Source organism: Corallococcus sp. AB038B (assembly GCF_003668955.1).
In the GTDB taxonomy this organism is placed as follows: domain Bacteria; phylum Myxococcota; class Myxococcia; order Myxococcales; family Myxococcaceae; genus Corallococcus; species Corallococcus exiguus.
In genome coordinates this window covers 81,927-108,857 of the sequence record NZ_RAWO01000011.1, presented here as the reverse complement: position 1 = coordinate 108,857, position 26,931 = coordinate 81,927, and the positions used below count along the sequence as shown (strand labels likewise).

The window sequence follows — 26,931 nt, the reverse complement described above, 5'->3', positions numbered from 1 at the left end:
TCGGGTTTGTGGGGCAGGTTTATCTGGAAGGCTTTTCTTCCCGCGCGCTGTCAGCTTGTCTGGAGTTGTGCGTCGAGGGCCCCGGCTTTCGAATGCCGCACCGTTCTTCTGGGGGACCTTCATTGCATCGCTTGATTGCGCTCGCCGTGCTGCTGTGCGTTGCCTGTGGCGACAAGACCGACCCGCCCACCCACGCTTCGGACGCGGGGACGGAAGGCCCGGCCACCCTCATCGTCCATTCGGACTGGTGGGACTTCGTCGCCGGACTTGGCGACATGCAGGGCATCACCGTCCTTCTGGGGGACGGCAGCCGCTTCCGTCAGCCGCTGGGCCGTGACGGCATCGCGCGGTTCCATGACGCGGCCATCACCGGCCCCCAGGACATCACCGTCGTCATGGTGGGCGACGGCAAGGTGTGGGCCAGCACGACGCTGAACGTGGAGGGCACGGAGGTGTGGGTCCGCTCCGGCTTCGGCTTGCTCGGGGGCGGGTTCCCGGGCAGCCGGCAGGCCACCCTCGCTGGCCGCGTGACGAACCTCTCGGGAAGACCGGCGCAGGTGCGCGTGGTGGGGAAGGGCTTCGCGGGCGTCACCAACACACAGGGGGATGGCACCTTCATCATCGAGGTCTGGGGCGAGACCGCCGGCGAGGTGGCGCTGTTCGTCACCGACAACCCCCAGCAGGTTTCGGCCGTGGGGCTGCTGCGGGACATCGCCGTGGGAGAGGGGCGGACCACCAGCGGGCTGGTCATCCCCTTGGACCATCCGGTGGATCAGCGGCTGCCCGTGGAGGTGACGAACCTCCAGCCCTATGGGGCGCTGTCGAGCGTCACCGCCACCTTCTCGCTCGGGTCGGAGTACCTCTTCACCACGAGCACAGTCGGCGCCACGCCCATCGAGGTCCCGGCCATGGCCCGGACGCCGCCGTTCGACACCGTGGACGTCCGCTTGTCCGCGACGGCGGGCAGCGATGAGCGCATCGCGTCCGGGCGGGTGGTCGCGAACGCGCCGCTGTTCGCTAAGGGTGTCACGTCGCTGGCCCTGCCCGCGCCCGTGACGCTCACGTCGCCTTCGCCGGGCACGAAGGCAGCGCCCGGCTCGGGACCGCGCTCCGGGCTGACGCTGCGCTGGAGCGCCGACCCCGCGGTGCACAGCGTGACGATTCGCATGATTCCCCAGCAGGCGCCGGAACTCGACTGGTACGTCACCGCCCCCGCGACCGTGGGCAGCTTCAGTCCCTTCATCCTCCCCGCGGAGGTGTCGCCGCTGCGGGAACTGGGCGCGGGTCGCTACTTCGTGCAGTGGTCCTCCCGCTCCCTGGGGATGGGCCACGGCTACCAGGACCTCTACAAGGAGGCCCCGTCGGTGTTCGAACCGGACTCGTGGAGCTCGAACACGTACGGCTACTCCGTCCTCCAGGACTGACGCGCGTGCTGGCGCGACGGTGCCAGCGCGCGGAACACCTTGGTGTCGCCGTCGTAGTTGTTGGGGTTCCAGTACACCTTGTCCGCGCCATCCCGGCCGTCGATGTCCGCGAAGAAGAAGCCGGTGTTCTCCGAGTTGCTGAAGCCCGTGTTGTCCATCACCGGGCTGCCCGCGAAGTTGGTGCCGGTGCTCGGATAGATTTGCATCCGGCCCTCGCGGAAGCCCGGCCGCCAGAAGACCTTGTCCGCCTTGCCGTCGCCGTCCACGTCCGCGAAGTAGAAGCGGGACGTGTCCACGCCGCTGGTGCCTGCCTCGTGCAGGAAGAACAGCGCGAACGCCCCCGCGCCGGTGGAGCGGTACACGCGCGTGCGGCCGCCTTCCTGGTCCGGATTCCAGAGGATGCGGTCCGCCTTGCCGTCGCCGTCCACGTCCGCGAAGTACACGCGGGTGCCCGCGCTCGTGTTCGCTCCCGTCGTGCTCGTCACCGCGGCGCCGAAGGACACCGTGCCGTTGCACTTCGACACGAAGGTGTCGAACGCGCCGGCCTTCTGCGTGGGGTTCCATCGCACCAGGTCCGCGCACCCGTCGCCGGTGATGTCCGCGAAGAAGAAGCGCGTCGCGTCGCTGGTGCTCGCCGCCTGGGTGACGGCCACGCGTTCGCCGAAGGTGCCGTCGCACTTCGCGGGGTAGATGCGCACCTCGCCGTCCCCCAGGTTGGGCCGCCAGAGGACCTTGTCCGCGCAGCCGTCGCCGGTGACGTCCGCGAAGAAGAAGCGCGTGGTGGCGACACCGCTCGTCGCGCCCGTGTTCTTCACCGCCGTGGCGAAGCCGCCGTCACACTTCGACTTCGCCACCCACGTCTCGCCTTCGCCCACCGCGTAGTTCCAGGTGATGCGGTCCGCGCAGCCGTCGCCGGTGACGTCCGCGAAGAACAGCTGCGTGCTGGTGGACGCGCCGTTGGGCGTCGGCGAAAGGGTGGAGCCCGCGGTGAAGATGGACGGGCGGAGGGTGGCGAGCACCGGGTAGTGGTCCGACGGCGTGAGGCCGCCGCTCTCCGTCCGGTCGATGGAGGGCGCGGACGAGGTGAGCGCGCCGCCGTTGTGGAAGATGTAGTCCAGCCGCTGGTACTTCGTGGACGTGGAGCCGCTCCACGCGTTGTTGAACGTGGCGTCATCCTCGCCCGTAACGCCGTCGAAGCGCGCGGTGCGGAACAGCCGGGCCCCGCTCTCCAGGTCCGCGATGGTGGTCTCCCCCGGAGTGGACTGGCCCTGCGCGTCGGAGTTGAAGTCCCCCATGGCGATGACTGGCAGGCCCCCGGGCTTCGTGGCCAGGAATGACGCCATCTGCTCGGCCTCCTTGAGCCGCCCCAGCGAGCACGCCGCCGCGTAGGCGAAGTGCGTGTTGGCCACGAAGTACACCTGGCCGGACGTCAGGTCGCGCAGGCCCACCCAGGCAATCTTCTTCCCCTCCGCGTGGCTGAAGCACGTGGCGCTGGAGGCGTAGGGATTCACGAGCGCCTCGTTGCCCTGGCCCACCTCGGGGGCAATCTCGAAGCGACTCTTCTTGAAGAAGATGAGCTTCGGGCTGCCGCCGCCCGGGTTGTAGACGCCGTAGGGCTTGTCCGTGCCCGTGAGCCCCGCGATGAGGTCCGCGGGGATGCTGGGGCCGCCCGAGGGCGCCTGGGCCTCCTGCACGCCGACGATGTCCGCGTTGTTCGCGAGGATGCGCTGGAGGACCGCCGCCTTGCGGTTGGGCCACGCGCGCACGCCCGTGTCCAGGGGACCGCGCACGTTGTACGTCATCACCCGGAACGCCTTGTGGTCCGTCGTCGCCAACGCGCGCGACTGTCCGTACAGCGCGTCAGGGGAGGGCGGCGCGCCTCCGTCCGGCCCGCAGGCCAGCAACGGAGTGAACACCGAGAGCAGCGCGGCGGCGCACGCGAGATGGGGACGGAAGCATCGCATTGCTGCGATTATACATGGAAAACGAGAAATAACATAAAATCCTTCCAGGTCTGCTGCCGCGCCCGGCGTGGGGAGCCGGACGCGGCCCATGCATGACTGCGATTGCGAGCTACTGGCGCACGACGCGCTTGAGCTTGAAGGGCGAGGGCGACTCGCTCATCGTGTAATAGGCCGTGCCGGTCGGGTCGTACTCGATGGCCTCGCCCTGGCCTTCCACGGTGTCCGTCAGGGAGACGGGCGTGGCGGCGAACGCGGTCTCGAAGGCCGCTCCGGTGGCGGCGCGGAACTCATACACCTTGCGGTAGGTGCGCAGCAGGAAGCGGTTGGCGCATGGGTGGATGGCGCCGGACGTGGCGGCGCCGTAGTTGGTGTCCGTGGTGGTGGGCAGCGGGAGGTTGGCCACGAACACGAGCGTGCTCATCGTCCCCGGCGTGGGGAGCGGCTGGGGGAACTTGTAGACCTTGCTCGCGCCCGCGTAGGACTTGGTGACGATGTAGATGTCGCCCGTGGTGGGGTGGACCAGGATGGTCTCCGCGTCCTTGGGCGTGTCCGGGTACTGGAAGGGGAAGGCCTCGGCGGTGAGGTTTCCGCTCGTCTGGCCCGCGCCGATGTCGGGCTCCGGGATGCGGTAGACGGCGAAGGTGGACGGCGGCGTGGGGAAGTTGGCGCTCGAGCGGCCGATGTCGCCCATGTAGATGCACTGGCCGGCGGGGCACGGGCCGGTGGCGACGTCCTCCCAGTCCGCGGGCGTCACGTTGGACACGGTGAAGGTGCCCTTCGTGCTCGCGTCCGCGGTGCTGATGGCGACGATGGCGGTGGTGTCCTCGTTGTGCGCGTAGAGGACGCCCGGCGTGAGGCGGCTGGCGGCGATGCCCGACGGCTCCACCAGCGCGGTGGCCGTCACGGTGCCCTGGGTGGTGTACGCGGTGGAGAAGGTGTCCCCCACGGAGCAGGAGGTGGAGGCGTTGGCCGCGCGCAGCGCCACCACCTGCGCGGTGTTCGTCTCCGCGTAGGGGGAGGAGCCGTTGAACGACCCCTGCGCGCCCGCGGCGCCCAGGTCCTTGTAGGCCACGTTGTAGATGACGCCCGTGGACGAGGACACGAGGCAGGTGTCCTCGGGTTCGGTGAAGCCCGCGGGCGGGACGATGGGGCTCGCCGGGCACGCGGCGCCGGTCCACAGCTGCGAGCCGAACCACACCGCGACGCCGTTGGCCGTGCTGGTGGAGAGGGCGGGCGTGTTGAAGCTGGCGGTGAGGCCGTTCTTCTGGCCCGTCTGCGCGTCGATGGGGTTGGCCGTGTCCACGCCGGAGAACGCGGAGATGCTGCCGGCCATGTAGCTGGCGATGTCGATGGTGAACGCGTACGTGGACGGCTCGGACGCGGTGGCGACCTTGTAGAAGACCCACGTCTTGAGCTGCGACGCGCTCTGGTCCGAGCGCACCAGCGTCCAGCCCGCGGGAGGCGTCGCCACCGCGGCCACGTTGTTGCGGTTGATGATGCGCGCCAGCAGCACGTCACCCACCGCCGTGCCCGTGGGCTTCGCGATGCTCAGCGACGTGCGCGTGCTGCCGCCCGCCGTGGCGCTGCTCCGGTACGCGATGTTGGACACCGCCTGCCGGGCGGTCGCGACCTCCTGCTCGGGGAGGGAGGAGGCGTCCTCCGCCAACGGCCCGCAACTCGCGAGCGTGAGCAGCGATACCGAGCACAGCATGCGTGAAACATTCCGGTTGAAGAACGTCAAGGTCACTCCTGCCTGGGGGATGAGGCGAGTCGAGGCAGGAGGTTTTCGACAGGTCCCGGAAAGTGTTGCGGATTCCGTGCGCGAGCGGCCGTCTTGTTGGCTGTGATTGAAATCTTCCGCGAGAGGCCTTTCCTCGCGTGCGTGGGTGTGGAAGAGGGGAGGGCATGAAGCGTCACGCCCCGGCCACCGAACGCAACCGCGAACCGCTCCTCGCCGTCCTCCGGGAGGTGCTGCCCACGGAGGGCACGTTGCTGGAGGTGGCGAGCGGCACCGGCCAGCACGCGGCCTTCTTCGCGAAGGCGTTCCCGGGGCTGACCTGGCAGCCGACGGACGGCGACCCGTCGTCGCTGGAGAGCATCGACGCGTGGCGCATGGAGGACGGGCTGGCCAACGTCCTGCCCGCGCGTTTGCTGGACGCGAGCTCGGACGCATGGCCGGTGGAGCACGCGGACGCCGTGCTCTGCGTGAACATGATCCACATCGCGCCGTGGGCGGCCTGCCAGGGATTGATGCGGGGCGCGGCGCGGGTATTGCGTCAGGGCGGACGGCTGGTGCTGTACGGCCCCTACTTCGTGGAGGGGAAGGAGACCGCGCCGAGCAACCTCGCCTTCGACGAATCGCTCCGCGCGCGCGACCCGTCCTGGGGCGTGCGCGAGCTGGGCGCGGTGACCGCGGAGGCGGCGCGCCACGGGCTCCAGCGCGAGCGCGTGGTGGAGATGCCGAGCAACAACCTCACGGTGGTGTTCCGCCGGTAGGACTTCCGCCGGGACGGCGCTCGTCACGCCGTCCCGGCGCGTGGGCATGGGCTACATGCCGGGGCAGTTGCCGCCCTTCAGCTGACGGGCGGTCTCGTGGACCTCGTCGATGAGCTGGCGCTTCTGCATGTGGTCCTGCGCGGAGTAGGTGATGGTGATGCCCTCCGGCGTGTCCGTTGCCACGGCCTTGGAGGGGACGCTGGGCGCCCCGGCCATGCCCTGGTCGCCACCTCCGCCGGTGCCGCTATCGTCGCGGCCATCCTGCATCTCCGTGGCGCTGTCGCCCAGGTCCTGCTCCTGCGCCAGGTCCATGGGGGTCTCCTCGCTGGCGGTGCGCTTGGACTGCTCGTTCAGCATCCGTCGGGCGCGCGTCTGGAGGTCGGACACCTGCGACGGGTCGGACGTGGTGAACATGAGCGCCACGCCGTCGGACGTGTCCTGCGTCTGGACCTGCGCGCCCGGGACGGACATGGGGCAGCGCTGGTCCCCCGTGGACGACATCGCGGTGGCGGACATCGGCTCCTTGGACTCCTCCTTGTGCATCCCCTTCTTGGAACAACCCGCGGAGAAACAAAGCGCCGTGGTCGCGGCGAGCATCAGCGGCAGTCGGGACATGGGCATGGTGTGCCTCCTCTGTCGTGGGTTCGTCGTGCGGCAAGGTGGAGAGGCATCCCAGTCCTCGCAACACTTCCTCCACGCTGCCTTGCCTGAAGGCCCCACCCCGTGGATGGACAGCGCCATCGCGGAGCGGACACGCGGGTTCCCGGCTCACCACACGGCTTCGAGCTGGAGCATCACCCCGTGCTTCTCGTAGTTGCCGTTCGTGGCGTCATACGCGTGGCAGAGGTGCTCCGCGCCTTCGCACGCGGCGGGGTCGTCGTCCGTGAGCCGCATGTCGATGTTGGAGCGGTTCACCAGCAACTCGTAGCGAGCGGTGAGCCGCAGGTGGCTCGACAGGCGGGCGCTCACGGAGGGGATGATCACGAAGCGTGTGTCGTGGCGGCGGCGGACGTCCCACGTCTCGGTGTCTCCTCCGGCCGTCACGACGCGCAGGGCGTTGTCCTCCAGGTAGCGGCGCCACTCCACGTCCGCGTCCAGGCTGGCGGTGAGCCATGGCAGGGGTTGCCACCGGCCGGACGCGCCCACGGCGTGGCCCGTGAAGCCGAACGGAATGACATACGTCTGCGACACGAGGGATGCATCCTCGCTGGTGAAGGATTGCTCCAGCGTGCCGATGCGGTCCTGCCGGTAGCGGTACCACGCGGTGATGCTCGCGGGCCCCAGGCGCCATTCCTGGGACAGCGTCGCGTCCAGGCGTGGACCGGTGAGGTAGGCGAACTCCTCTCCAATTCCGTCCTTGCCGGCGGCGCCCAGGTCCAGCCGCGTGCTGGTGTGTTCGGTTTCGTCCCAGGCCAGCCACGCGTTGGCATTCACGGAGGCCTGGAGCCCCCGGAAGTCGGCCAGGCCGGTGAAGAAGATGTCTCCGCCCGCGAGGAGTCCCACGCGCACCCGTCGCGCGGCGTCCCACTCCGCGGACACCGTCGCGCGGTGGAGCTGGAGCGAGTAGTCCCGCACGGACGATTCGGAGTAGGCGCGCTGACTGCCGCCGTAGGACAGGGCCGCGAAGAGCCGGTCGGACAGGCGGAAGCGCGCGGTGATTCCCACGCTGGCCTCTGCGAAGGGGCTCGCGGTCACCACGTCCGCGTTCGCGCCGGACACGTCGCGGGCCGCAACGCCTACCTGGAGCACGTTGCTGTCGAAGCCCGGCCCCACGGTCGCTGAGGCCCAGAGGGCCGAGCCACTGGAGCGCAGTCCGAAGGAGATCAGGTCCAGGTACTGATACGCCGTCGCGCGGTCCAGCGGGGTCAACGTCAGCGCGAGCGCCGCGGTGAGGTCCTCGCGGGCCTCCGCGCGCGAGCCCATGCGCCAGGCCGACGCACCCGCCATGAGCCGGGCCCTGCCGGAGTCGGGCTGCCCCTCCGCCGCGCGCAGGAAGTGCGCACGAGCCTCGTCGAAGCGGCCGGCATCGAAGGACGCGAGTCCCTGGCGGTAGGCGTCATCCCCTTCGTTCACGGCGGGCGAGAGCAGGGCGCGCAGCTCCTCCACCTGCAGCGCCTCCGCCGTGGATGCACCCTGCGAGACTCGCTCCGCCCATTGCGCGGCACGGTCCGGAGCACCCGCGTCGAAAGCGGCGAAGCCAGCGTTGATCCACGCCACGCGGGCGAGTGGGGCACCTTCACGGACGCGGGCGAAAGCCTCCTCCGCCTCCGCGAAGCGCCCCAGGGCATAGAGGCATGCGCCCCGGTTGAAGTTCCAGGCGTCGGGCTCCGGAGCATCCGAAGCGTGCCCCGCGGCCTCCAGGGCCTCCAGCGCTTCCGCGGGACGGCCCAATCGGAAGCGGGCCAGGCCCACGAGGTACAGCGAGGCGCCGGAAGGTGGGGCCTGGAGCGCCTGCTGTTCCGCGTCCACGTACCGGCCCGCCGCGAAGGACTCGCGCGCGTCCTCCAGCGGCTCCCCGGCCGCGAGCGCCACCAGGAGCAGCAGGCCCGTCCACACGCACCGCGACGTAGCGCATTCCCCGCACGGGTGCGAGGGCAGCGCACCGCGCCATCCGGCACGGGGAGAGAGCCCGGTGCGCACCGACCCAGTCCGTGCTCACGACGTCGCCAGGTCCTCTGACAGGACTCCCGTCCAGATGGAGGCGAGTCGAGCCCCCATGGGAACGCCCCCCTTGGCGGCGACCCGGACAAACCTGTCCGACAGTCGGACAGGTTTTGGAGCGCCGGGGCGGTCTCCCTGCGAGGCGAGAACCCTGTGGGAACGCGCCCCCCGTGGCGGCGCACCGTGCAAACTTGTCGGACAGTCGGACAGGTTTTGGAGAACCGCCTCGCGAGGGGGGATCGCGTGGAGGTCAGAGAGCTGCCCTGAGCCTTTGGCTTGCGCTGGGTGAACGGTGCTCAGGTCTGGTGCGTGGAGCCCCAGCCTTCTTGCTGCTTCGCGAGCGCAGCTCTTGCTGGGACTTGTTTCCTGGCGTCAGGGATGGGCGCGGGGGCTGCCAGCGTGATGCGTGAAGTCCGGAGTTCTGGGCCACGCGCGCGGCGGTGGTGTGCCGCGCCCCTGGCCACTCACGGGCCTTTTCGTCCGCGCCGTCGTTCAGCGCCGCGGCGGCTGATGCGGCTGCGCGGGAGGCTGCTGATTGGGCGGCGGTGGTGCGCCGTCGGTCCTGGGGGATGGCGAGCGCATGCGGCCCTCATCCCCTGGCGGGCGCGACCCGTTGGGCCTGCCGTCCTGTCCCGGGCCTCCCGAGGGGCCACGCGTGTCCGGCCCAGGAGGCGGACGGGCCGTGTCGCCCCGAGGCGGCGGGGGAGGGCGCTCCGCGTTCCTGCGCCCCAGGATGGTGTCCACCTGTTCTCCCGGCGCGATGACGTCCACCGTGTGCGAACTGCGCACGTGCGCCTGCTGCGCTCCGGGCGGTGGGGGCGGTACGGGGGCCTCGGGCGGCCTCACGGCCTCCGTTGGCGGCGGGGCTGGTGTCTGCTGGGCGTGCGCGACCCCGCCTCCCAGCCACAGGAGGACGGCGAGCGCCGGTGTCGAGAACCCCGTCTTCATCCGCCCGTGACCTCCAGCACCACGTCGTGCTCGATGCGCTGGTCGCCCGCGCGCGCCAGCGCCGTCACCAGATAACGCCCCGGCCGCTGGCCTCGCACCGCGATGGGAATCACGTTGCTGCCCGCGCTCAGGGGCTGCGTCCACTGGTAGGAGCGCAGCGGCAATTCCTCTCCGTCCGCCCAGAAGGACAGCCCCTCCGGCAGGCTCACCTGGAAGTCCGCCTGCTCTACGGCCACGTCCGCCGTGAAGTCCAACTTGATGACCGCCACCTTGCTCACCGGCACCTGCGTACCGGGCCGCTCGAGCTCCGTCATCCCCGGGGCTTCCGTCTCCGGGACTCCAGGCGTGCCTCGCACCGCGCCCAGCACCAGGAAGGTGGCCACGCCCATGGCGATGCCCACCGCCGGCCACAACACCGGCGCTCGGCGGCGCCAGAAGTCCCGCACCGCATCCCACCCCGACGCCGGTGTGGGAGGACCGGCCTCCACGAGCCGCCGGTGGAGCAGGGCCTGGAAGTCGGGCCCGGGCGCGTCGTCTCGCAGCGCCGCCAGACGCTCGCGCAGCGCGCGGTCCTCCCTGTCCTCGGGCTCACTCATTTCCTGCTCCTCGCAGCATGCGACGAAATGTCCTGCCCGGATGTTCCCACCGGCGCGTCATCTTCCGGGCCGCCGGGGCCCTGGCCCCCCGCCAGCAGGGCCTTCAGGTGCGCCCGGCCCCGAGACAGGCGCGACTTCACGGTGCCCACGGGCACCCCTTCGATGTCCGCCACCTCTTCATAGCTGTGGCCCTCCACGTCGAAGAGCACCACCGCCGTGCGGAACTCCGGCGGCAGCCCCCGGAGCGCCCGCCACAGCCGGTCCCGCTCCTGGGCGCGCATCATTCCTTCATCCGCGGACTCGGCGTCCGACGCCGCCTTTGTGTGGTCCTGCTCCAGCGGCTCCTCACGGGAGCGCTCGCGGCCGGCGCGGCTGCGGGTGGCGTCATAGAAGGCGTTGCGCACCACCGAATAGAGCCATGTCTGGAACGCGGACTGGAAGCGGAACGAGCGCAGGTTCTTGTAGACCTTCACCAGCGCTTCCTGCGCCAGGTCATCCACGTCCGAGTCCGACGCGGCGAAGGCCCGCGCGAAGCGGCGCACGCGCGGCAGGTGCGAGGACACGAGCAACTCAAAGGCACGCACGCTGCCGTCCTGGGCTTCGAGGATGAGTGCGCGCAGCTCGTCGTTCACGGTCGGCGGCACTCTATCCGGCCCCGGCGCACGCTCAAAAAGCCGCGGGAAAATCCCCGCCGGGAACACGGCGGAAATTCATTTCGTCTCATGGGGGCGGACGGACAGCGGCCGGGCACCGGATGACAAGGGAGCACGCACTCATGAGGCACTGGAACAGGGGCAGTCAGTGGCTGGGAGCAGTCGCGCTGGTGGTGGGCACCATGACGGTCGGTTGCGGCGGCGGGTCGCAGAGCTCGACCACGGATGCCACGTCGGATGTGTCCCAGGCGGTGGAGGCCACGTCGGACTCGAGCGATGCGGTGGAGGTGTCCAGCCTTCTGCACGGTCTGGACAAGCTGCGCCCCCAGGCCATTGAAGGCTTTCACTGTGATGAGAGCCCCGACATCACCACCGTGGAGGTGTGTGGCAAGACGCTGCCCGCCACCGTGCACCTGGAGTGGACGGACTGCGCGCCCCCCACGCGTCCCGAGGGTCCCGGCCGCGGCGGCGGCCAGCCTCCCGGCGGTGGCGGTGGTGGAGGCCAGCCTCCGGGCGGTGGTGATCAGCCTCCTCCCCCGCAGGGCGGCGAGGGTTCGCAGGTGCGCGGCCAGTCCTTCGACGGTGGAAACGGCGGCGGCAAGCCTGGCGGCAAGGGCCCCGGTGGCCCCACCAGCGGCACGGTGGACATCGTGAACGCGTACGAAGCCTCCGAGGACTGCACGGGCGCGGTGACGCAAAGCCAGACCGTCACCTTCGAGGTCTCCGGCACCAACTCCGATGGCGAGGTCTCCACCGTGAAGGGCACCACCTCCTCCACGGCGGAGCTGGTGGACGGCGCTCCGCCCCAGCGCAAGAGCACGCAGGCGGACGTGACTCGCACGCGCACGGATGCCGCTGGCACGGTGGTGCAGTCGGTGCGGCTGGAGGGCTCGCTGTCCGTCGCGTTCTCCACGGACACGCCGCCGGTGCGCACCATCGACGGCGCGTACACGGAGACCGCGCTCGACGGTTCGCAGGGCACCGTGACGCTGGCGGGCATCGTCCGGCCGTCGCGCGAGGTGTGCCCCTGGCCCACGAGCGGCACGCTCACGCGCACCACCGCGGACGGCGCCAGCCACGTGCTCACCTTCGGTCCGGAGTGCGGCGACGGCACGCTCGACGGCGCGGAGCTGAACCTGCCTGACCGCTGCGAGCGCGGCGGCGGCCGCCACTAGCCTCACGAGGCGTCGCGGTCCGGGGGCGCACTCCCAACCCCCTCCCCCGACCGTCCCCCGGGCCGCGAGCCTCAGCCTCGTTTCGTCATGTCGAACAGCGCGCGGGCCTGCGGCCCCAGGAACCCGTCGAACCCTCCCGAGCGCTGGGCGATTTCAAAGTACGCATACGGCCATGCACGCGTGCCACCGCCCCGGAGCGTCAGGGGCAGCGGGGCCGCGTGCGTGGCCGTCTGTCTGAGCGAAGTGCCGGGCTCGCCCTCGATGTCCGCCTTCATGGGCACGCCCGCTTCGCGCATGCGCCGCTGCCAGGCCTCCACGTCGTCCACCGCGCCGGTGAAGTGATTCACCTTGCGGCCGAAGGCCAGCAGCCACGCGCCGTACTGCGTCTCCTTCTCCAACTCCAGCAGCGCGGCTTCCTCCGGAGGCGGCGGCGCCGTGAACCACGCGGCGAGCGACTCCACGTCCTCCGGCGGCGGTGGATCCACCGGCAGCGCGGCGAGCAGCTCGCGGGCGCGCGGCGAGAGTTCCTCCTGCTTCAGCTCGGACAGGAAGACGCGCGGCAGTCCGTCCGGATGCGACAGGTAGATGGCGGACAGGTGCGCATCCGGGAACGTGTACGCGCCGGCCGGCTTCCACCCGAACCGCTCGAACACGCGGGAGAAGAGGGCGATGCCTCCCTCCGGCCGCGCGAGGGTGCGGAACGCGACGTGGTCGTTGCGGAAGTGTCCCCCGGACAGCGTCACGAAGGTGCGCGCGAAGGGGACTTCGGAGGCGTAGCGCTCCCACAGCAGGTCCAAGAGCCGCGAGGCGTCGGAAGCGGAGGTCGTCATGCGCGGCAGTCTACGCCGCACTCCCGGGGGCTTTGAGCGTCATCCGCGAACTGTATTAACAAGCACAGGCCCGCTCAGGGCGGAAACGCTGAATACACGGAGATAAGCGATGAACGCGATGAAGATGGGGCTGCTGGCCCTGGTGTCCGGCCTGCTGCTGGCGTGCGGAGGGACCGTGGAGCCGGAGGCCGCCGCGCCCGAGCTGGCGCGGCAGGAGAAGGCCCTGTGCGGTTCCTGCGGAGACTCCATTTGCGACCCCGGAACGGAGAACCCCTTCAACTGTCCGCAGGACTGTGGCTTCGGGCCCGTCTGCGGCGACTCCGTGTGTTGCGACGGGGAGACGCCGTCCAGCTGTCCGCAGGACTGCCCCTACCTGTCTGACTTCTGCTACGTGAGCCCCATGGGGTTCGCGTCCGCGTCCTCCGCGGGCCTGTGCGCCGTCTGTGGTGACAGCATCTGCGACCCCAGTGCGGAGAATTCCTCCAACTGCCCGCAGGACTGCGGCAGCCCCGGCTACTGCGGGGACAGCGTGTGCAATCCCAACACGGAGAACTCCTACAACTGCCCGCAGGACTGCGGCAGCCCCGCCGGCTACTGCGGCGACAGCGTGTGCAATCCCAACACGGAGAACTCCTACAACTGCCCGCAGGACTGCGGCAGCCCCGCCGGCTACTGCGGCGATTACACCTGTGACCCCAGCACGGAGAATGCCTTCAACTGCCCGCAGGACTGCGGCTTCGGGCCCGTCTGCGGCGACAGCGTGTGCTGCGACGGGGAGACGCCGTCCAGCTGCCCTCAGGACTGCCCCTACCTGTCTGACTTCTGCTACGTGTCGCCGGCGTACTGAGTCCGTGGGCGCGCGCGCGGGTGGCTTCAGCGCAGCTCCACCGTGAGCCCGCCGAAGGTCATGGCCTCCACGTGACCGTTGTCTCCGGAGTGCGTCAGCGGCGCCTCCGCGAGCCCCACCGCCACCAGCGAGTCCCCGTCCGCGTCCACGCCCAGCAGGTGGAAATGGCGGCCCTGTCCCTCGGGGCCGGGCCGCCGCGTGCGCACCGTCTGGCCGTCGGTGTACGCGAGCGCGAGCAGCGGGCTCGCGCCGCGCGAGATGCTCATCCCGCCGTCCCACCGGTCCCATCCGGAGGCGCCCACGGCGACGAGCCCCGCGTTCGTCCAGCGCAGCGCGGAGAAGTGGTCCGCGCGGCCCGTGTCCACGCGGTGCTCGAAGCGCAGCGCGCCCGAGTCGAGCGACAGCACGCCCAGGTAGCCGTCATAGGGCGTCATCCGGTCCTCCACGCCCGGCGCGGACGGGTACCAGTCGATGGTGCCATCCGCGCCCTCCGTCACCACGGTGCCCGCGAGCGCCACCTCTCCGTCGCGCAACGCCATGTCGAAGACGACGAACTCCGCCGCCCGGGCGGGGACGAAGACGTGCGTCCCGATGCGCGTCCCCACCGGCGTGAAGGCCGTCATGGCGAAGGGCTGCCGTTCGGTGTCCGCGGGCGTGGTGACGTCATCACCGGAGCGGCAGTGCACGGAGGTGAAGTCATTGAACGTGCGGCTGGAGGCCAGGCAGCGGGAGCTGTTCCAGGTGCGGCCCACCACCAGCCGCCCGTCCGAGTCCACCGCGAGCAGCGGCCGGAGCGCGGCCTCGCGCCAGCGGAATTCGTCATGGGCCCAGGCGGCCGGCTGGGTGGAGTGGCGCCCGTCCACGACGCGGGTCCATTGCTCGGTGTAGCGCCCGTCCATCCACCGGAGCGTCATCACGCCCGACACCTGCTCAAAGCTGGAGCCCCCTCCAAGCGGGACGGCCACGAGCGACAGGAAGGCCACGGCCAGGTCCTCGCCGCGTGCCTCCGTGCGCAGCCAGCCGTCGGTGAGGGTGTGGACCCCGAGGGACTTCATGTGGAACGGAGGGGAGGGCAGGGTGCCTCCCAGGTCGGCTTCGGGCACCGTCTTGGGGGTGGGCAGCCGCTCCCAGGACAGCACCTTCCCCTCGGAGGACAGGCGCACCAGGTCGTACGTGTCCGCCGCCGCGATGGTGCGCTCGAGGCCCACGGTGACCTCCCCGGACGGGTGCACCGTGAAGTCACTCAAGTGGTCACGGGCCACCGCGTCGAACCGCCACAGTGGCGTGCCGTCCTTCGCGGACACGGTGAGCCGGCGGGTGTGCCGTCCTTCCGCGTCCTGCGTCGTCTCCAGCACGAAGGTGCGTCCGGCGGCCCGTCGCACCTTGAGCCCGCCGAAGCCCTCGCGCGGCCGCACCTGGGAGGACGGGGTGCCCTTCTCGAACGCCCGGATGAGCCCGGGCGCGGCGCAGTCGGTGCCCTCGCACGGGGATCCCGGCCCGTCCGTCCCATGACAGGCGGAGGCGCCCCATGACAGCAGGGCGCCCAGCAGATACCGCGTCCGGCGGAGGTCCATGACTCGCATGCCTCCTCATACGGAGGCACGCGGCCCGGCGGGTCGTGCCCCGCCGGACGGGGGCCCTTCCCGCTACGGCACCGACACCGCCTGGAGCGCGGCGCGGCTGGGCTGCTCATCCCCGGTGACGCTCACCACGAGGCGCTGGAGGCAGCCCGCGAACTCCTGCTTCAGCGCGTCCGTCGTCACCGCCTGGAGGTGCGCGGGGCGCTGCGCCACCGACTCCACCGGGAAGCCCCGCACGCGCGCCTTGAGCAGCGCCCCCACCCACGCATCCGTGGAGATGAACGACACCCCCTGCCGCGCCAGCAACCGCGCGCGGGCATGCGCCAGGTCCTTTTCGGACACCTCCTTCGCGAACGCCGCCAGCGTCTCACGCAGCGACGCCACGCCTTCGCTCATCCGCTGCGCATCCAGGCTGCCGCCCAGCAGGAGGTGCGCCGCGCCGCCCCGGCCAATCCAGGGCTCGGCGCCGAAGCCGTAGGACGCTCCTGTTCCGGAGCGCGTCCGATCGTAGGCCTCCACCTCCAGCAGCTCCGCCATCAGCGCGTAGCGCGCCTCCAGCTCCGGCGTGGCCGTGGGCAGCCGGCAGGCCAGCTGCACCTGACCCTGCGTGGCCCCGGGACGCGCGGTGAAGAGCGTGTTCACCTTCGCGGACGCGGCGGGCAGCGCCGGCGCGGGCGGCACGGCCACTGGCTGCGGCTTGCCCCGGCTCCAGTCGCCCAGGTACTTGCGCACCATCGGCTCGACGTCCTTCACCTCGAACTCCCCCGCCACCACCACCGTCGTGTTGCCCGGGCGGTAGACGTCCTCCAGCCACTCCTGCGCCTCCGACCAGGACACCTTCGCCATCTGCGCGCCCGTGGCCTCGGTGGCGTAGGGGTGCGTTCCGTAGAGCGCCTGCATCAGGTTGCGGTGCGCCAGCACCTCCGGCCGCGTGTCCACCGCTTCGCGCCAGGGCTGCACCTGCTCGCGCCAGTAGCGCACCACGGACTCCGACGTGCGGGTGGTGGACAGATCCTCCGCGAGCATCGCCAGCATGTTGCCCACGTTGCCCGCCGTGCCGGCCATGTCCACGCGCACGTGGTCCAGCGCCGTGCTGGTGGACTCGTGGAGGCCCCAGTCGCTCGGGCGACCCTCGAAGTGCGACTCGCGGAAGGAGCCCCACTTCGCCAGGTCCGCCACGCCCGGCTTCACCCCGTGCGCCGTCCCGCCGCCCATCACCGCGCCCACGCGCACCACCGGCAGGCCCGGCCGGGGCACCAGCAGCACCTCCATGCCGTTCTCCAGCTTCAGCACCTGCACGGGCGCCGTGGTGGCCGCCAGCATGGACGGCGTGACGCGCTCGCCGCCCTCCACCGCGGGCTCGCCCCCGGGCAGCTTCGCCAGCGTGGGGAGCGCCGTCGGCGTGCCGCTCTCTCCCGGCCGCACGAGGATGACGTGCGCCCGGTCGCGCTGGAGCCACTGGTACGCGAAGTCCGTCACCTTGCTGCCGCCCAGCCCCATCAGCGCCATCTGCGAGCGCGTGTACGAGCGCACGTCCGTGGTGAAGTGGGTGAGCAGCGCGCGGCTCCGGGTCCGCGCCAGCAGCCGCTCCGACTCCAGCACCATGTTCGTCACCACCTGGCGGCGCAGGGACTGGAAGTTGAACTCCTGGCCCAGCACGCCGCTGGCTTCAATCTCCCCGCTCCAGGTCTTGTGCACCTGGTCCAGCACCTTCTCCGCGCTGCGCTCCGGGTGGTCCCCGCGAGACAGGTGCACGCGCACGATGAGCAGCGACGCGCGGGTGCCGGGCACCAGCCCCGTGGAGATGCCCGCGATGTCGCCATCGCTGCGCACCGCCTCCCAGAGGTTGTTGTCCAGGCTGACGCCCACGAAATCATGCAGGGCGCTGGCCTCGTCGAAGGAGCGCGGCAGCACCCAGGACAGGTACAGCTCCGGTGACGGCACCGCCGCCGCGTACACCGGCATCGTCTTGCTGACCGGCGCGGCCGCGGGCTCCGGGCGCTTCGCGGGCATGCGCGTGTCCAGGGCCAGCGGGGCGCCGGTGCCCACCCACGCGGGCGGCAGGTTCTGCAGGAGCGTGGACTCCACCTCCGCCAGGTCCACGTCCCCGGAGATGACCAGGGTGACGTTGTCCGGGCGATAGTGGGCGCGCGCGAAGCGGTGCGCGTCCGTCAGGGTGAGGGCGGACAGCGACTCGTGCGAACCCACCACGGGCCGCGCGTACGGGTCCCCCGCCGGGAAGGACGCCGCGTGCACCCAGCTGAACACCTGGCCCACGTAGCCCGTCTCGTTGCGCTGGCGCAGCTCGTTGCGCACCACCTCGCGCTCCACCGCGAAGACCTCCGGGCTGACGTTGGAGAGCGGCGACGACAGCCGCTCCCCCTCCAGCTTCACCAGCGCTCCCAGCGACTCCTTGGGCGCGAGCTCTTCATACGCGGTGTAGTCCAGGCTGGTGGAGGCATTGGAATGCCCCGCGCCGGAGGCATTGAGCCGCGCCTGCACGGAGGGGCCGTTGGCGGGACGCGCGCGGAAGGCCAGGTGCTCCACCAGGTGCGCCAGTCCCTCCTTGCCGCCCGGGTCGCTGGAGCCACCCGCGCCCACCACCGCGACCACCGCCACCACGGGTGCGCGCGCGTCGCGCTCCACCACCACGCGCAGGCCGGACGGCATGCGGAAGTCACGCAGGGGGAAGGACACGTCGCGCATGACGACCTGTCCGCGCTGAGGAAGCGTGGCGCAACCTCCCAGGGACAGCGAGACCAGCGCGGCCATGGCCAGGCGCGAGGCGCGGACGGAACCCGACAGGAAAGACATACGACTCCAGGCACGAACCCGGAGGCAGCCCACGAAGGGCCCACGGCCCCACGCCTCCCCCCGGGCGGAAAATGAAGAATGTGGATGATGGAACGACCGGGGAGACAACGTCTGACGGAAGCGGACCGCAAGGGCAAAGCCAGACGATGGCGTGCTCATAGCATGCTCACCCATGGCCCGTCATCACACCGTCCGTGTGGGAAGGGGATGACAGGAATTGCAGGGAGCACGGGCTCCGCCGTGTCCACGGTCCTCCGGCTAGGATGAAGGCCATGTCCCTTCCGCCGCGCGTCGTGCTGCCGCTCCTCGCCTGCGCCCTCTGCGTCTCCTCCTGCTTCTGGCTGGACGACGACTTCCCCAGGGCCACGGGGGAATGCCGGGGGACGCATCAGGGACGGCGCGTGCGTTGGCCCCTCGATGAGTACTCCGCGCTGGTGCACCGCTCCGTTCAGGGCGAGTTGCCGGCCACCTTCATCGACCTGGACTACATCCCGGAGGATGAGCCGGTCCTGGAGGGCTTCGGCGTGGACATCCACCTGGTGGAAGAGGCCCGGGTGGAGCAGGACCGCACCGTGAACCTCCTCTCCCGGCAGGGCCAGCTGGTGCCCTCGGAGCGGTCGCTTGTGACGGCGTGGGTGGGCAACATCGGCGGGGATACCGGCTACCTCTCCGTGCCCGGCGTTCCGGTGGAGGGCTCGGTGACGCTGGACGAGCTGTCGCCGTGGGCCGCGCAAGGGCGCTTCGTCTACCGGTACTCGGATGGCAGCGAGCTGACCTGCACCTTCGACGTCTTGGAGGCCCCCGAGGAATGACGCGGTGGGGCTGGTAGGCTCCCACCATGGGCGTCCACGACTACCGATGCAGTGTCTGCGGTCCTCCCTCGTCGTTCGAGTGCGGTGAGAAGACCGGCAAGGAGTGCGAGGAGGAGGGCATCGGCAACGACGAGGCCATCCTGGACCTGTTCTTCTTCGCCGCTGCCGAGGCACCGGAGGACGCGGACGCCTTCGAGGAGGCCCGGGGCCGCGCCCGTCGCACGCAAACGAAGCCCTACGGCTACGACTGGGGCGAGTGGGAGTTCGTCCCCAGCCTCAACTACCGCGAGCTGCTCATGGACGACGATGACTCCACGGGCGTCTGGAGCATCGAGCCGTACGAAGAAGACAGGAGCGACGGCAGCCCCGTCTCGCTGGAGATTCCTGACGGCGAGCGCGTCTGGGTGGTCAATTACTGCCCTGTCTGCCATCCGCTGTTCGCGGAAGGCAAGACGCCCGAGGACGAGCCCTGTCTGGAATACCTCCGGGCCGTCGCCGAGAACCTGGACCTGGACTTCGACGGCGTGAAGGGCAGCGCGGACAAGCCGGCCTTCATCGCCACCGTGCGGGAGCGCGTCGCCCGCAGGCGGCCCGTGGCCCGCTGACGCCTCAGCTGGCGGAGACCCGCGTGTCGGTGACGCGGACGTCGTCCGGCAGGTTGGCGACCCAGGTGGTGACCTCTTCCAGGTGGAGCGTCTCCTCGCGAAGGACTTCGCGGAAGGCGTCCACCAGGTCGGGAGGTCCCAGCTCCTGGGCCAGGTCCACGAGCATCGCCCAGCCAGCGTTGTTGAGGATTTCGGCGATGAGGACCGCGCGCAGTGCGTCCGGGAGCGTGGCGCACGGGTCGTCCACGGCCCTCAGCAGCCCATGGGGACGCGGATCCGCGCCGTCCCCTTGCGCCGTCAGCTGGGGCGCGTCCACGCCGAGCCGGTAGATGCACTCGCGGATGAGGTTCAGGTGGTCCAACTCCTGGTTGTGCAGCTCCACCAGCCGCTCCGGCGTGGGGCCTCCCGGGTAGCTGCCCAGGGCATGGGTCTTCACCAGCAGGCCCGCGTAGAGCCGTGAGCTGGTCCGCTCGAAGGCGAGCCGCTCCCGAAGCTGGGCGGCGAAGAGCAGGGGCGTGGGCCCCTCCAAGGTCTGGAGTGCCTGGCCCACCAGCTCCTGGAAGTCCGGCGGCTGCAGCTCGCCCAGGTGGCCCGCGATGCGCATGAGGTGCACCCGCAGGAACCGCACGGCGCTGCCCGAAGGGGGCAGCGCCGAATCCCGAGGCGGCTCCTCACGGGCCACCTGCTCCAACTCCTCGGCGGTGAGCTGTTCCGCTGTGTGCTTCAGTCCCCAGTCTCCGCCTTCGCCAGATGACATCGCGCCCTCCCGCCAGGGATACCTTCCGGTGCGATGGCCACGGAAGGGGGGCTCAACGTGGAAACGATGCGCCGGGTCCGCCATCGGCCCCGGGGGCTAGCGCACTGCCGTTGGGGCGGAAGCGAGGGACTCCCGCAGCCTCGCGATGTCACGCGAAGGTGGTGCACCGAACATCCTGCTGTACTCGCGACTGAACTGGGACGGGCTCTCGTAGCCCACGGAGTGTCCGGCCATGGCCGCGTCCATGGCCTGGGCCAGCATCAGGCGGCGGGCCTCCTGGAGCCGCAGCTGCTTCTGGTACTGCAGCGGACTCATCGCGGTGACGGACTTGAAGTGGTGGTGGAGCGCGGACGGGCTCATGTGGACGGTGCGCGCCAGCCGTTCGATGCGCAGCGGCGCGGCATAGTGTTCCTTGAGCCAGTGGATGGCGCGGGTGACGGACTCGCGGCGGCTGTCCGCCATGGCGATGCGCCGCAGCCGTTCGGAGTTCTCACCGGACAGCAGGCGGTAGAGGATTTCGCGGATGACGAGCGGCGCGAGCACGGGGATGTCGCGCGGCGTGTCCAACAGCTTCACCAGCCGCGCCGTCGCGTCCAGCAGCGGCGCGCCCACTGGACCCAGGGCAAGGCCGCGGACCATGTCCGTGGGGCCGGGCGCCTCCAGCGCCGCCTCCATCCTCAGGCCGCCCAACTGCCCGGGCTCCAGGTCCAACCGGAAGCAGAGGTAGGGCGCGGCGGGAGAAGCCTCCACCACCTGTCCCGTGACGGGCAGGTCCACGGACGCGACGAGGCACTGGTCCGGGCCATAGACATACAGCTCGTCGCCCAGGAGCACCTGCTTGCGGCCCCGCGCCACGATGCACAGCGCCGGCTCTTGCAGCGCGTGCAGGGGCGTGGAGGGGTGGGATGCGCGGATGAGCACCATGCGGGGGATGGCGGTGGCGTGGATGCCGTCCGTGGGCGTGTGGCGCTCCAGCAGCGTCGCCAGCTCGGACAGGTGCGGGCTCAGGTCGGTCGGCATGCGCGTCAGTCATAACTCCTGTGGCGCCGAGGTGCCCGTGCAGGAATGGGCAAGAGTCCGCGAGCATCCGGATACCGCCGTCCCCACACTCCTTGAGAGGGTGCATCCATCCCCGGCGCCCTTCGTGCCGGGCCCAGGAGCGAGGACGGAAGCGATGACGACGGACATGAAGGGCAAGGTGGTGGCCATCACCGGAGCGAGCAGCGGCATTGGCGAGGCGACGGCCCGCCTGCTCGCCAGTCAGGGGGCGAAGGTGGTGCTGGGCGCGCGCCGGACCGACCGGCTGGAGGCGCTGACGGGCGAGCTGAGGTCGAAGGGCGGCGAGGCTCGTTACAAGGCGTTGGACGTGACGAAGCGCGAGGACGTGGAGGGCTTCGTGGCCTTCACGCTGAAGGAGTTCGGGCGGCTGGACGTGCTCATCAACAACGCGGGGGTGATGCCGCTGTCCAGGCTGGAGGAGCTGAAGCTGGACGAGTGGAACCGGATGATCGACGTGAACATCCGAGGCGTGCTGCACGGCATCGCCGCGGGGTTGCCGGTGATGAAGCGTCAGAAGGCGGGGCAGTTCATCAACCTGTCGTCCATTGGCGGGCACGCGGTGAGCCCGACGGCAGCGGTGTACTGCGCCACGAAGTTCGCGGTGATGGCCATCTCCGAAGGCCTGCGCCAGGAGGTGGGCGCGGACATCCGGGTGACGGTGATTTCGCCCGGAGTCACCGCGTCGGAGCTGGCGGACAGCATCAGCGACCCGGCGTCGCGCGAGTACATGCGCGAGTTCCGCAAGGACGCCATTCCGGCGGACGCCATCGCCCGCGCCATCAGCTACGCCATCAGCCAGCCCGCGGACGTGGACGTGAGCGAAATCATCATCCGCCCCACGTCGAGTCCGTACTGAGCGTGGATTGGCAAGTGATGTTTGGTGGAGCGTCAGCCGTCACGTAGGGTGGGCGTCCTCCAGAGGGGGAGGCCCATCCAATGCCAATGCTGAAACGCCCACTGTCTGCCTTCATGATCGGTGCCTGTCTGTTCGCGCTGGGCGCCTGTGATTCCAAGGACGACCCCGCCCCTGACGCGGGCGCCACCGTCGACGCCGGAACCGATGCCGGCTCGACGGTCGTCATTCCAGAGGGACATACGCTGCTGACGCCGTCCGCGACGGAGGTCCACTCCCTTGCCTGGGAAGGCGTGGAGACGCCGCTCCGGTTCGCCTTCGTGGCCCAGGCCGGGCACCACTACGACCTCATCGTCGAGGCCGGTTCCGATGGCTACATCCTGGAGCTGCGGGACGGAGCAGGAACGTCGCTCGACTACGGCATCCCGAACCAGCGCGTCAGCGAAACCCCCCATGCGTGGCATTGGTCCAGGTTCGCGGAGGGCTCCGTCCAAACGGTGGAGGTCACGTGGTTCTCCGCGTACTCCGAGGCCCCCGTGGCGCCCTTCTCCTTCCGCTTCGTGGACATGGGCCCGGACGACCACGGCGACCTGCTCGCCACGGCGACGCCCTGGACGCCCTCGGAGCAGGTCCTGGTGGGGCGCGGTGAGCACTGGGGAGAACGGGATCTGCTCTCCTTCCAGTCCGTGGCGGGCAACGTCTACGCGCTCGACTGCACCTTCCCCACTCCGTACTGGGACCTCTCCATCATCAACTCGCGCGAGCAGCGCTTCGGCATCACCGACAACAGCAACTTCACGGAGACCCAGGCCGCCACGGCCTTCCGGTCTCCGGGCGGCATGTTCTACGCATCCATCAAGGACCAGCAGGACAGCCCCACCCCCCAGCCGTACACCTGCGTCTTGAAGGACAAGGGCGCGGAGGACCACGGGGACACCGTGGAGACCGCGACGGTGCTCCCGGCCGGCACTGCGTCCGTCCAGGCGAAGATCGAAATGCTCGGGGACAAGGACATCTTCTCCCTGGGCGTCGTGGCCGGTCACTCCTACCGGGTGTCGTGCACCATCGACGGGGGCAAGGGCTGTGAGGTGCGCCATGCCGTACCGGGAGGCGAGTTCACCGAGGATCCAGGTGACCGCACGAAGACGACCTTCAAGGCGTCGCAGGCCACGCACTTCGTGCTCGTGCAAACCAATCCCATCGTCCCGGCGCGTTGGGTGGAGGGCCACTACACCCTCCAGTTCCAGGACCTGGGCACGAGCGCCCCCTGATGAACCCACGCCGCGGTCCCGGGACACCTGCCCGGGACCGCGGCGTTTGAATCACATGTTGCGCCGGTACTGGCCGCCCACTTCGTACAGCGCGCGGGACAGCTGGCCCAGCGTGCAGACCTTGCAGGCGTCCATCAGCGCGCCGAACACGTTGCCGTTGTCCAGGGCCGCGCGGCGCACCGCCTCCAGCGCGGCGGGCGCCGTCTTCGCGTTGCGCTTCCAGAAGGCGTCACGCGCGGTGATGGCGTAGTCCTTCTCCTCCTTCGTCGCGCGGATCACCTCCGGCGGCGTCACCGTGGGCGAACCCTTCGGATCCAGGAAGGTGTTCACGCCAATGATGGGCAGCGTCCCGTCGTGCTTCTGCATCTCGTAGTAGAGCGACTCCTCCTGAATCTTGGAGCGCTGGTACATGCGCTCCATCGCGCCCAGCACGCCGCCGCGCTCGGAGATGGCGCGGAACTCGTTGAGCACCGCCGCCTCCACCAGGTCCGTCAGCTCCTCGATGATGAACGAGCCCTGGTTGGGGTTCTCGTTCTTCGACAGGCCGAACTCCTTGTTGATGACCAGCTGGATGGCCAGCGCGCGCCGCACGCTCTCCTCCGTGGGCGTGGTGATGGCCTCGTCGTAGGCGTTCGTGTGCAACGAATTGCAGTTGTCGTTGAGCGCGAGCAACGCCTGCAACGTGGTGCGGATGTCGTTGAAGGCAATCTCCTGCGCGTGCAGGGAACGGCCGGACGTCTGGATGTGATACTTCAGCTTCTGCGACCGGTCGTTGCCTCCGTACTTGTCCCGGATGGCCTTGGCCCAGATGCGGCGGGCCACGCGCCCCAGCACCGCGTATTCGGGGTCCATGCCGTTGGAGAAGAAGAACGACAGGTTGGGTGCGAAGTCGTCGATGTTCATCCCGCGCGACAGGTAGTACTCGACGAAGGTGAAGCCGTTGGCCAGCGTGAAGGCCAGCTGGGAGATGGGGTTCGCCCCTGCCTCCGCGATGTGGTACCCGGAAATCGACACCGAGTAGAAGTTCCGCACCTTCTGGTCGATGAAGTACTGCTGGATGTCGCCCATCACGCGCAGGGCGAACTCCGTGGAGAAGATGCAGGTGTTCTGCGCCTGGTCCTCCTTGAGGATGTCCGCCTGCACCGTGCCGCGCACCGCCTGGAGCGTGGACGCGCGGATCTTCGCGTAGACGTCCGCCGGCAGCACTTCGTCACCGGACACGCCCAGCAGCAGCAGGCCCAGGCCGTCGTTGCCCTGGGGCAGTTCGCCCTGGTAGCGCGGACGCGGCAGGCCACGCTCCTTGTAGAGCGCTTCAATCTTCTTCTCGACCTCCTCCACCTTGCCGTTGGCGCGGATCCACTTCTCGCACTGCTGATCCACCGCGGCGTTGAGGAAGAAGCCCAGCAGCATGGGCGCCGGGCCGTTGATGGTCATGGACACGGACGTGGACGGGTCCGCCAGGTCGAAGCCGGAGTAGAGCTTCTTCGCGTCGTCCACGTTCGCGATGGACACGCCCGAGTTGCCCACCTTGCCGTAGATGTCCGGCCGGTGGTCCGGGTCCTCGCCGTACAGCGTCACCGAGTCGAACGCCGTGGACAGGCGCTTCGCCGGCAGGCCGCGCGACACGTAGTGGAAGCGCTTGTTGGTGCGCTCCGGGCCGCCCTCGCCCGCGAACATGCGAGCGGGGTCCTCGCCCTCGCGCTTGAGCGGGAATACGCCGGCCGTGAACGGGAAGGCGCCCGGCGCGTTCTCCCGCAGCAGCCACGTCAGGATGTCGCCCCAGTCCTCATACTTGGGCAACGCAATCTTGGGCACGCGCAGGTGCGACAGCGTCTCCGAGATGAGGTCCAACTCGATGACCTTGTCGCGCACCTGGAACTGGTACTTGGACGCGGCGTAGCGCTTCTTCGTCGCGGGCCACTCGGCCAGCAGGCGCCGGCAGTCCGCGTGCAGGCGGCTCTCCAGGTCCTGGTACAGCGCCACCAGGTCACCCAGGTACGCGGGCTCGCCCTCCACGCGCTCCGTCACCTGCACCACGTCGTCCGCGTTCTTCGGCTCGACGATTTCGAGCTTCTTCTTCCCCACGTTCTGCCGCAGGGCCTGGATGGTGCCGTGCAGCTGGTACATGCGCCGGGCAATGGCGGCCTGGGCGCGCACGAAGCCGTCGTAGTCCTCGCAGGCGTCGACGATTTCGGCCAGGTAGCGCGTGCGCTCCGGGGGGATGATCCACTTCTTCTCGCTCATGCCGGGCGAGAGCTGGAAGCGGCTGTCCAGCGTCGCGCCCGTCTTCTTCACCAGCGCGTCGGTGAGGGCCCGGTAGAGCGTGTTCATGCCCGGGTCGTTGAACTGCGACGCGATGGTGCCGTACACGGGCACCGCGTCCTCGGCCAGGGTGAAGGCGTTGTGGTTGCGCTTCCACTGCTTGCGCACGTCGCGCAGCGCGTCCAGCGACCCGCGCTTGTCGAACTTGTTGATGGCGATGACGTCCGCGAAGTCGAGCATGTCGATCTTCTCGAGCTGCGTCGCCGCGCCGTACTCGGCCGTCATCACGTAGAGCGCCACGTCCGAGTGCTCGGTGATTTCGGTGTCCGACTGACCGATGCCGGAGGTCTCCACCACGATGAGGTCGAAGCCCGCCGCCTTGCAGACTTCAATCGAATGGGCGACGTGCCGGGACAGGGCCAGGTTGCTCTGACGGGTGGCCATCGAGCGCATGTAGACGCGCGGGTTGTCGATGGCGTTCATGCGGATGCGGTCGCCCAGCAGCGCGCCGCCGGACTTGCGCTTGGACGGGTCCACGGAGAGCACCGCGAGCGTCTTGTCCGGGAAGTCCGCCAGGAAGCGGCGCACCAACTCGTCCACCAGGCTGGACTTGCCGGCGCCGCCCGTGCCGGTGATGCCCAGCACGGGCACCCGGGGCGCGTTCGTGCCGGCGTCCTTCAGGGCGGTGCGCAGCGCTTCACCCGCGTCCGCGAAGTTCTCCGCGATGGTGATGAGCGACGCGATGCGCTCCGGCTCGCGGGGCAGCGGGTCCTTGAGCAGGCCCTTGAAGTCCGAGGGGCGCTTCTCGAAGTCACACTGGGAGATGAGGTCGTCGATCATCCCCTGCAGGCCCATGGCGCGGCCGTCGTCCGGGGAATAGATGCGCGCGACGCCGTACTTGTGCAGCTCGTCGATTTCGGTGGGGAGGATGGTGCCGCCGCCGCCGCCGAACACCTTGATGTTCGCGCCGCGCTCGCGCAGCAGGTCGATCATGTACTTGAAGTACTCGACGTGGCCGCCCTGGTAGGACGTGAGGGCGATGCCCTGGGCGTCCTCCTGGATGGCGCAGTCGACGATTTCAGCCACGGACCGGTTGTGGCCCAGGTGGATGATCTCCGCGCCGGAGGACTGCATCAGGCGGCGCATCACGTTGATGGCCGCGTCGTGTCCGTCGAAGAGGCTGGCGGCCGTGACGATGCGGACGTGGTGCTGGGGCCGGTACGGCTGGGGAGCGGTGGTCGGTTGGGGGTGTCGCACGGGCGTACACTAGGAGTGCAGTGCAGGCCCGGCAAGCGATTGAGACAGGCGTTGGCCGTTGGACGAC

Annotated in this window: 21 protein-coding genes; 8 read left to right on the top strand and 13 right to left on the bottom strand. The window is 69.9% G+C overall.

Annotated features, from left to right (window positions below; all coding sequences use genetic code 11):
• Positions 1-122 precede the first annotated feature (122 nt).
• Positions 123-1,424, top strand: coding sequence for a hypothetical protein (locus D7Y04_RS32175; RefSeq protein WP_121761752.1), 1,302 nt, complete (start codon positions 123-125; stop codon positions 1,422-1,424).
• Here the strand turns inward: D7Y04_RS32175 and D7Y04_RS32170 are convergent.
• Entirely contained in the window at positions 1,403-3,388 is a 1,986-nt protein-coding gene (locus D7Y04_RS32170) for an FG-GAP-like repeat-containing protein (protein ID WP_158627617.1), read from the bottom strand. The two genes, D7Y04_RS32175 and D7Y04_RS32170, sit on opposite strands and share 22 nt — an antisense overlap.
• 109 nt (positions 3,389-3,497) lie before the next feature.
• Complete coding sequence (locus D7Y04_RS32165) at positions 3,498-5,135, bottom strand: cell wall anchor protein (RefSeq protein WP_304988644.1); 1,638 nt, start codon at positions 5,133-5,135, stop codon at positions 3,498-3,500.
• Between the two features lie 158 nt (positions 5,136-5,293).
• On the opposite strand from D7Y04_RS32165, the gene D7Y04_RS32160 reads away from it, so the two are divergent.
• Positions 5,294-5,884: a DUF938 domain-containing protein gene (locus D7Y04_RS32160; protein ID WP_121761750.1), complete on the top strand. Its 591-nt coding sequence runs from the start codon at positions 5,294-5,296 to the stop codon at positions 5,882-5,884.
• A gap of 51 nt (positions 5,885-5,935) precedes the next feature.
• Here D7Y04_RS32160 and D7Y04_RS32155 read toward each other — a convergent pair whose 3' ends face one another.
• The 5 genes from D7Y04_RS32155 to D7Y04_RS32140 form a co-directional block, all read right to left on the bottom strand.
• Positions 5,936-6,505 carry a hypothetical protein gene (locus D7Y04_RS32155; RefSeq protein WP_121761749.1) on the bottom strand — a complete coding sequence of 190 codons (570 nt, stop codon included), beginning with the start codon at positions 6,503-6,505 and terminating at the stop codon, positions 5,936-5,938.
• A gap of 147 nt (positions 6,506-6,652) precedes the next feature.
• Positions 6,653-8,440, bottom strand: a complete 1,788-nt coding sequence (locus tag D7Y04_RS32150; RefSeq protein ID WP_158627616.1) for a tetratricopeptide repeat protein — start codon at positions 8,438-8,440, stop codon at positions 6,653-6,655.
• A 597-nt stretch (positions 8,441-9,037) separates the two neighbouring features.
• A complete protein-coding gene (locus D7Y04_RS44155) occupies positions 9,038-9,493 on the bottom strand; it encodes a hypothetical protein (protein WP_147477231.1) in 456 nt (151 codons plus the stop codon).
• Positions 9,490-10,089: a hypothetical protein gene (locus D7Y04_RS32145; protein WP_121761747.1), complete on the bottom strand. Its 600-nt coding sequence runs from the start codon at positions 10,087-10,089 to the stop codon at positions 9,490-9,492. Before D7Y04_RS32145 ends, D7Y04_RS44155 begins: the two co-directional genes overlap by 4 nt.
• Positions 10,086-10,721, bottom strand: coding sequence for an RNA polymerase sigma factor (locus D7Y04_RS32140; protein WP_158627615.1), 636 nt, complete (start codon positions 10,719-10,721; stop codon positions 10,086-10,088). Before D7Y04_RS32140 ends, D7Y04_RS32145 begins: the two co-directional genes overlap by 4 nt.
• Positions 10,722-10,864: 143 nt before the next feature.
• Here D7Y04_RS32140 and D7Y04_RS32135 point away from each other — a divergent pair, with 143 nt between their 5' ends.
• Positions 10,865-11,917 (top strand): hypothetical protein, encoded by a 1,053-nt coding sequence (locus D7Y04_RS32135; protein WP_147454603.1) that lies wholly within the window; start codon positions 10,865-10,867, stop codon positions 11,915-11,917.
• A gap of 71 nt (positions 11,918-11,988) precedes the next feature.
• Here D7Y04_RS32135 and D7Y04_RS32130 read toward each other — a convergent pair whose 3' ends face one another.
• Entirely contained in the window at positions 11,989-12,747 is a 759-nt protein-coding gene (locus D7Y04_RS32130; protein ID WP_120595323.1) for a DUF1338 domain-containing protein, read from the bottom strand.
• A gap of 109 nt (positions 12,748-12,856) precedes the next feature.
• Between D7Y04_RS32130 and D7Y04_RS32125 the strand changes: the two genes are divergently transcribed.
• Positions 12,857-13,594, top strand: coding sequence for a hypothetical protein (locus D7Y04_RS32125; protein WP_121761745.1), 738 nt, complete (start codon positions 12,857-12,859; stop codon positions 13,592-13,594).
• A 26-nt stretch (positions 13,595-13,620) separates the two neighbouring features.
• Here D7Y04_RS32125 and D7Y04_RS32120 read toward each other — a convergent pair whose 3' ends face one another.
• Positions 13,621-15,168, bottom strand: a complete 1,548-nt coding sequence (locus D7Y04_RS32120) for a hypothetical protein (RefSeq protein ID WP_121761744.1) — start codon at positions 15,166-15,168, stop codon at positions 13,621-13,623.
• Positions 15,169-15,240: 72 nt separating this feature from the next.
• Positions 15,241-17,988 (bottom strand): pitrilysin family protein, encoded by a 2,748-nt coding sequence (locus D7Y04_RS32115; RefSeq protein ID WP_121761743.1) that lies wholly within the window; start codon positions 17,986-17,988, stop codon positions 15,241-15,243.
• A 272-nt stretch (positions 17,989-18,260) separates the two neighbouring features.
• Between D7Y04_RS32115 and D7Y04_RS32110 the strand changes: the two genes are divergently transcribed.
• The gene (locus D7Y04_RS32110; RefSeq protein ID WP_120595319.1) at positions 18,261-18,800 is read left to right on the top strand and encodes a hypothetical protein; all 540 of its coding nucleotides are present in this window, start codon (positions 18,261-18,263) and stop codon (positions 18,798-18,800) included.
• Positions 18,801-18,826: 26 nt separating this feature from the next.
• Entirely contained in the window at positions 18,827-19,405 is a 579-nt protein-coding gene (locus D7Y04_RS32105; RefSeq protein ID WP_121761742.1) for a hypothetical protein, read from the top strand.
• A 4-nt stretch (positions 19,406-19,409) separates the two neighbouring features.
• On the opposite strand, the gene D7Y04_RS32100 is transcribed toward D7Y04_RS32105, so the two are convergent.
• Together D7Y04_RS32100 and D7Y04_RS32095 are read right to left on the bottom strand one after the other, a co-directional pair.
• Positions 19,410-20,162, bottom strand: coding sequence for a ferritin-like domain-containing protein (locus D7Y04_RS32100; protein ID WP_121761741.1), 753 nt, complete (start codon positions 20,160-20,162; stop codon positions 19,410-19,412).
• A gap of 96 nt (positions 20,163-20,258) precedes the next feature.
• The gene (locus D7Y04_RS32095; RefSeq protein WP_121761740.1) at positions 20,259-21,182 is read right to left on the bottom strand and encodes an AraC family transcriptional regulator; all 924 of its coding nucleotides are present in this window, start codon (positions 21,180-21,182) and stop codon (positions 20,259-20,261) included.
• A gap of 154 nt (positions 21,183-21,336) precedes the next feature.
• Here D7Y04_RS32095 and D7Y04_RS32090 point away from each other — a divergent pair, with 154 nt between their 5' ends.
• Positions 21,337-22,077 carry an SDR family oxidoreductase gene (locus tag D7Y04_RS32090; protein ID WP_121761739.1) on the top strand — a complete coding sequence of 247 codons (741 nt, stop codon included), beginning with the start codon at positions 21,337-21,339 and terminating at the stop codon, positions 22,075-22,077.
• Between the two features lie 86 nt (positions 22,078-22,163).
• A complete protein-coding gene (locus tag D7Y04_RS32085; protein ID WP_147477230.1) occupies positions 22,164-23,345 on the top strand; it encodes a hypothetical protein in 1,182 nt (393 codons plus the stop codon).
• 51 nt (positions 23,346-23,396) lie between these two features.
• Here the strand turns inward: D7Y04_RS32085 and D7Y04_RS32080 are convergent, their stop codons facing one another.
• A complete protein-coding gene (locus D7Y04_RS32080; RefSeq protein ID WP_121761737.1) occupies positions 23,397-26,864 on the bottom strand; it encodes a methylmalonyl-CoA mutase family protein in 3,468 nt (1,155 codons plus the stop codon).
• Positions 26,865-26,931: the final 67 nt, after the last annotated feature.

Excerpts from the sequence above, each read along its gene's own strand:
- D7Y04_RS32170 (WP_158627617.1), bottom strand. The coding sequence starts at position 3,388 with ATGCGATGCTTCCGTCCCCATCTCGCGTGCGCCGCCGCGCTGCTCTCG.
- D7Y04_RS32160 (WP_121761750.1), top strand. The coding sequence starts at position 5,294 with ATGAAGCGTCACGCCCCGGCCACCGAACGCAACCGCGAACCGCTCCTC.
- D7Y04_RS32155 (WP_121761749.1), bottom strand. The coding sequence starts at position 6,505 with ATGCCCATGTCCCGACTGCCGCTGATGCTCGCCGCGACCACGGCGCTT.
- D7Y04_RS44155 (WP_147477231.1), bottom strand. The coding sequence starts at position 9,493 with ATGAAGACGGGGTTCTCGACACCGGCGCTCGCCGTCCTCCTGTGGCTG.
- D7Y04_RS32145 (WP_121761747.1), bottom strand. The coding sequence starts at position 10,089 with ATGAGTGAGCCCGAGGACAGGGAGGACCGCGCGCTGCGCGAGCGTCTG.
- D7Y04_RS32135 (WP_147454603.1), top strand. The coding sequence starts at position 10,865 with ATGAGGCACTGGAACAGGGGCAGTCAGTGGCTGGGAGCAGTCGCGCTG.
- D7Y04_RS32130 (WP_120595323.1), bottom strand. The coding sequence starts at position 12,747 with ATGACGACCTCCGCTTCCGACGCCTCGCGGCTCTTGGACCTGCTGTGG.
- D7Y04_RS32125 (WP_121761745.1), top strand. The coding sequence starts at position 12,857 with ATGAACGCGATGAAGATGGGGCTGCTGGCCCTGGTGTCCGGCCTGCTG.
- D7Y04_RS32120 (WP_121761744.1), bottom strand. The coding sequence starts at position 15,168 with ATGGACCTCCGCCGGACGCGGTATCTGCTGGGCGCCCTGCTGTCATGG.
- D7Y04_RS32115 (WP_121761743.1), bottom strand. The coding sequence starts at position 17,988 with ATGTCTTTCCTGTCGGGTTCCGTCCGCGCCTCGCGCCTGGCCATGGCC.
- D7Y04_RS32110 (WP_120595319.1), top strand. The coding sequence starts at position 18,261 with ATGTCCCTTCCGCCGCGCGTCGTGCTGCCGCTCCTCGCCTGCGCCCTC.
- D7Y04_RS32105 (WP_121761742.1), top strand. The coding sequence starts at position 18,827 with ATGGGCGTCCACGACTACCGATGCAGTGTCTGCGGTCCTCCCTCGTCG.
- D7Y04_RS32100 (WP_121761741.1), bottom strand. The coding sequence starts at position 20,162 with ATGTCATCTGGCGAAGGCGGAGACTGGGGACTGAAGCACACAGCGGAA.
- D7Y04_RS32095 (WP_121761740.1), bottom strand. The coding sequence starts at position 21,182 with ATGCCGACCGACCTGAGCCCGCACCTGTCCGAGCTGGCGACGCTGCTG.
- D7Y04_RS32090 (WP_121761739.1), top strand. The coding sequence starts at position 21,337 with ATGACGACGGACATGAAGGGCAAGGTGGTGGCCATCACCGGAGCGAGC.
- D7Y04_RS32085 (WP_147477230.1), top strand. The coding sequence starts at position 22,164 with ATGCTGAAACGCCCACTGTCTGCCTTCATGATCGGTGCCTGTCTGTTC.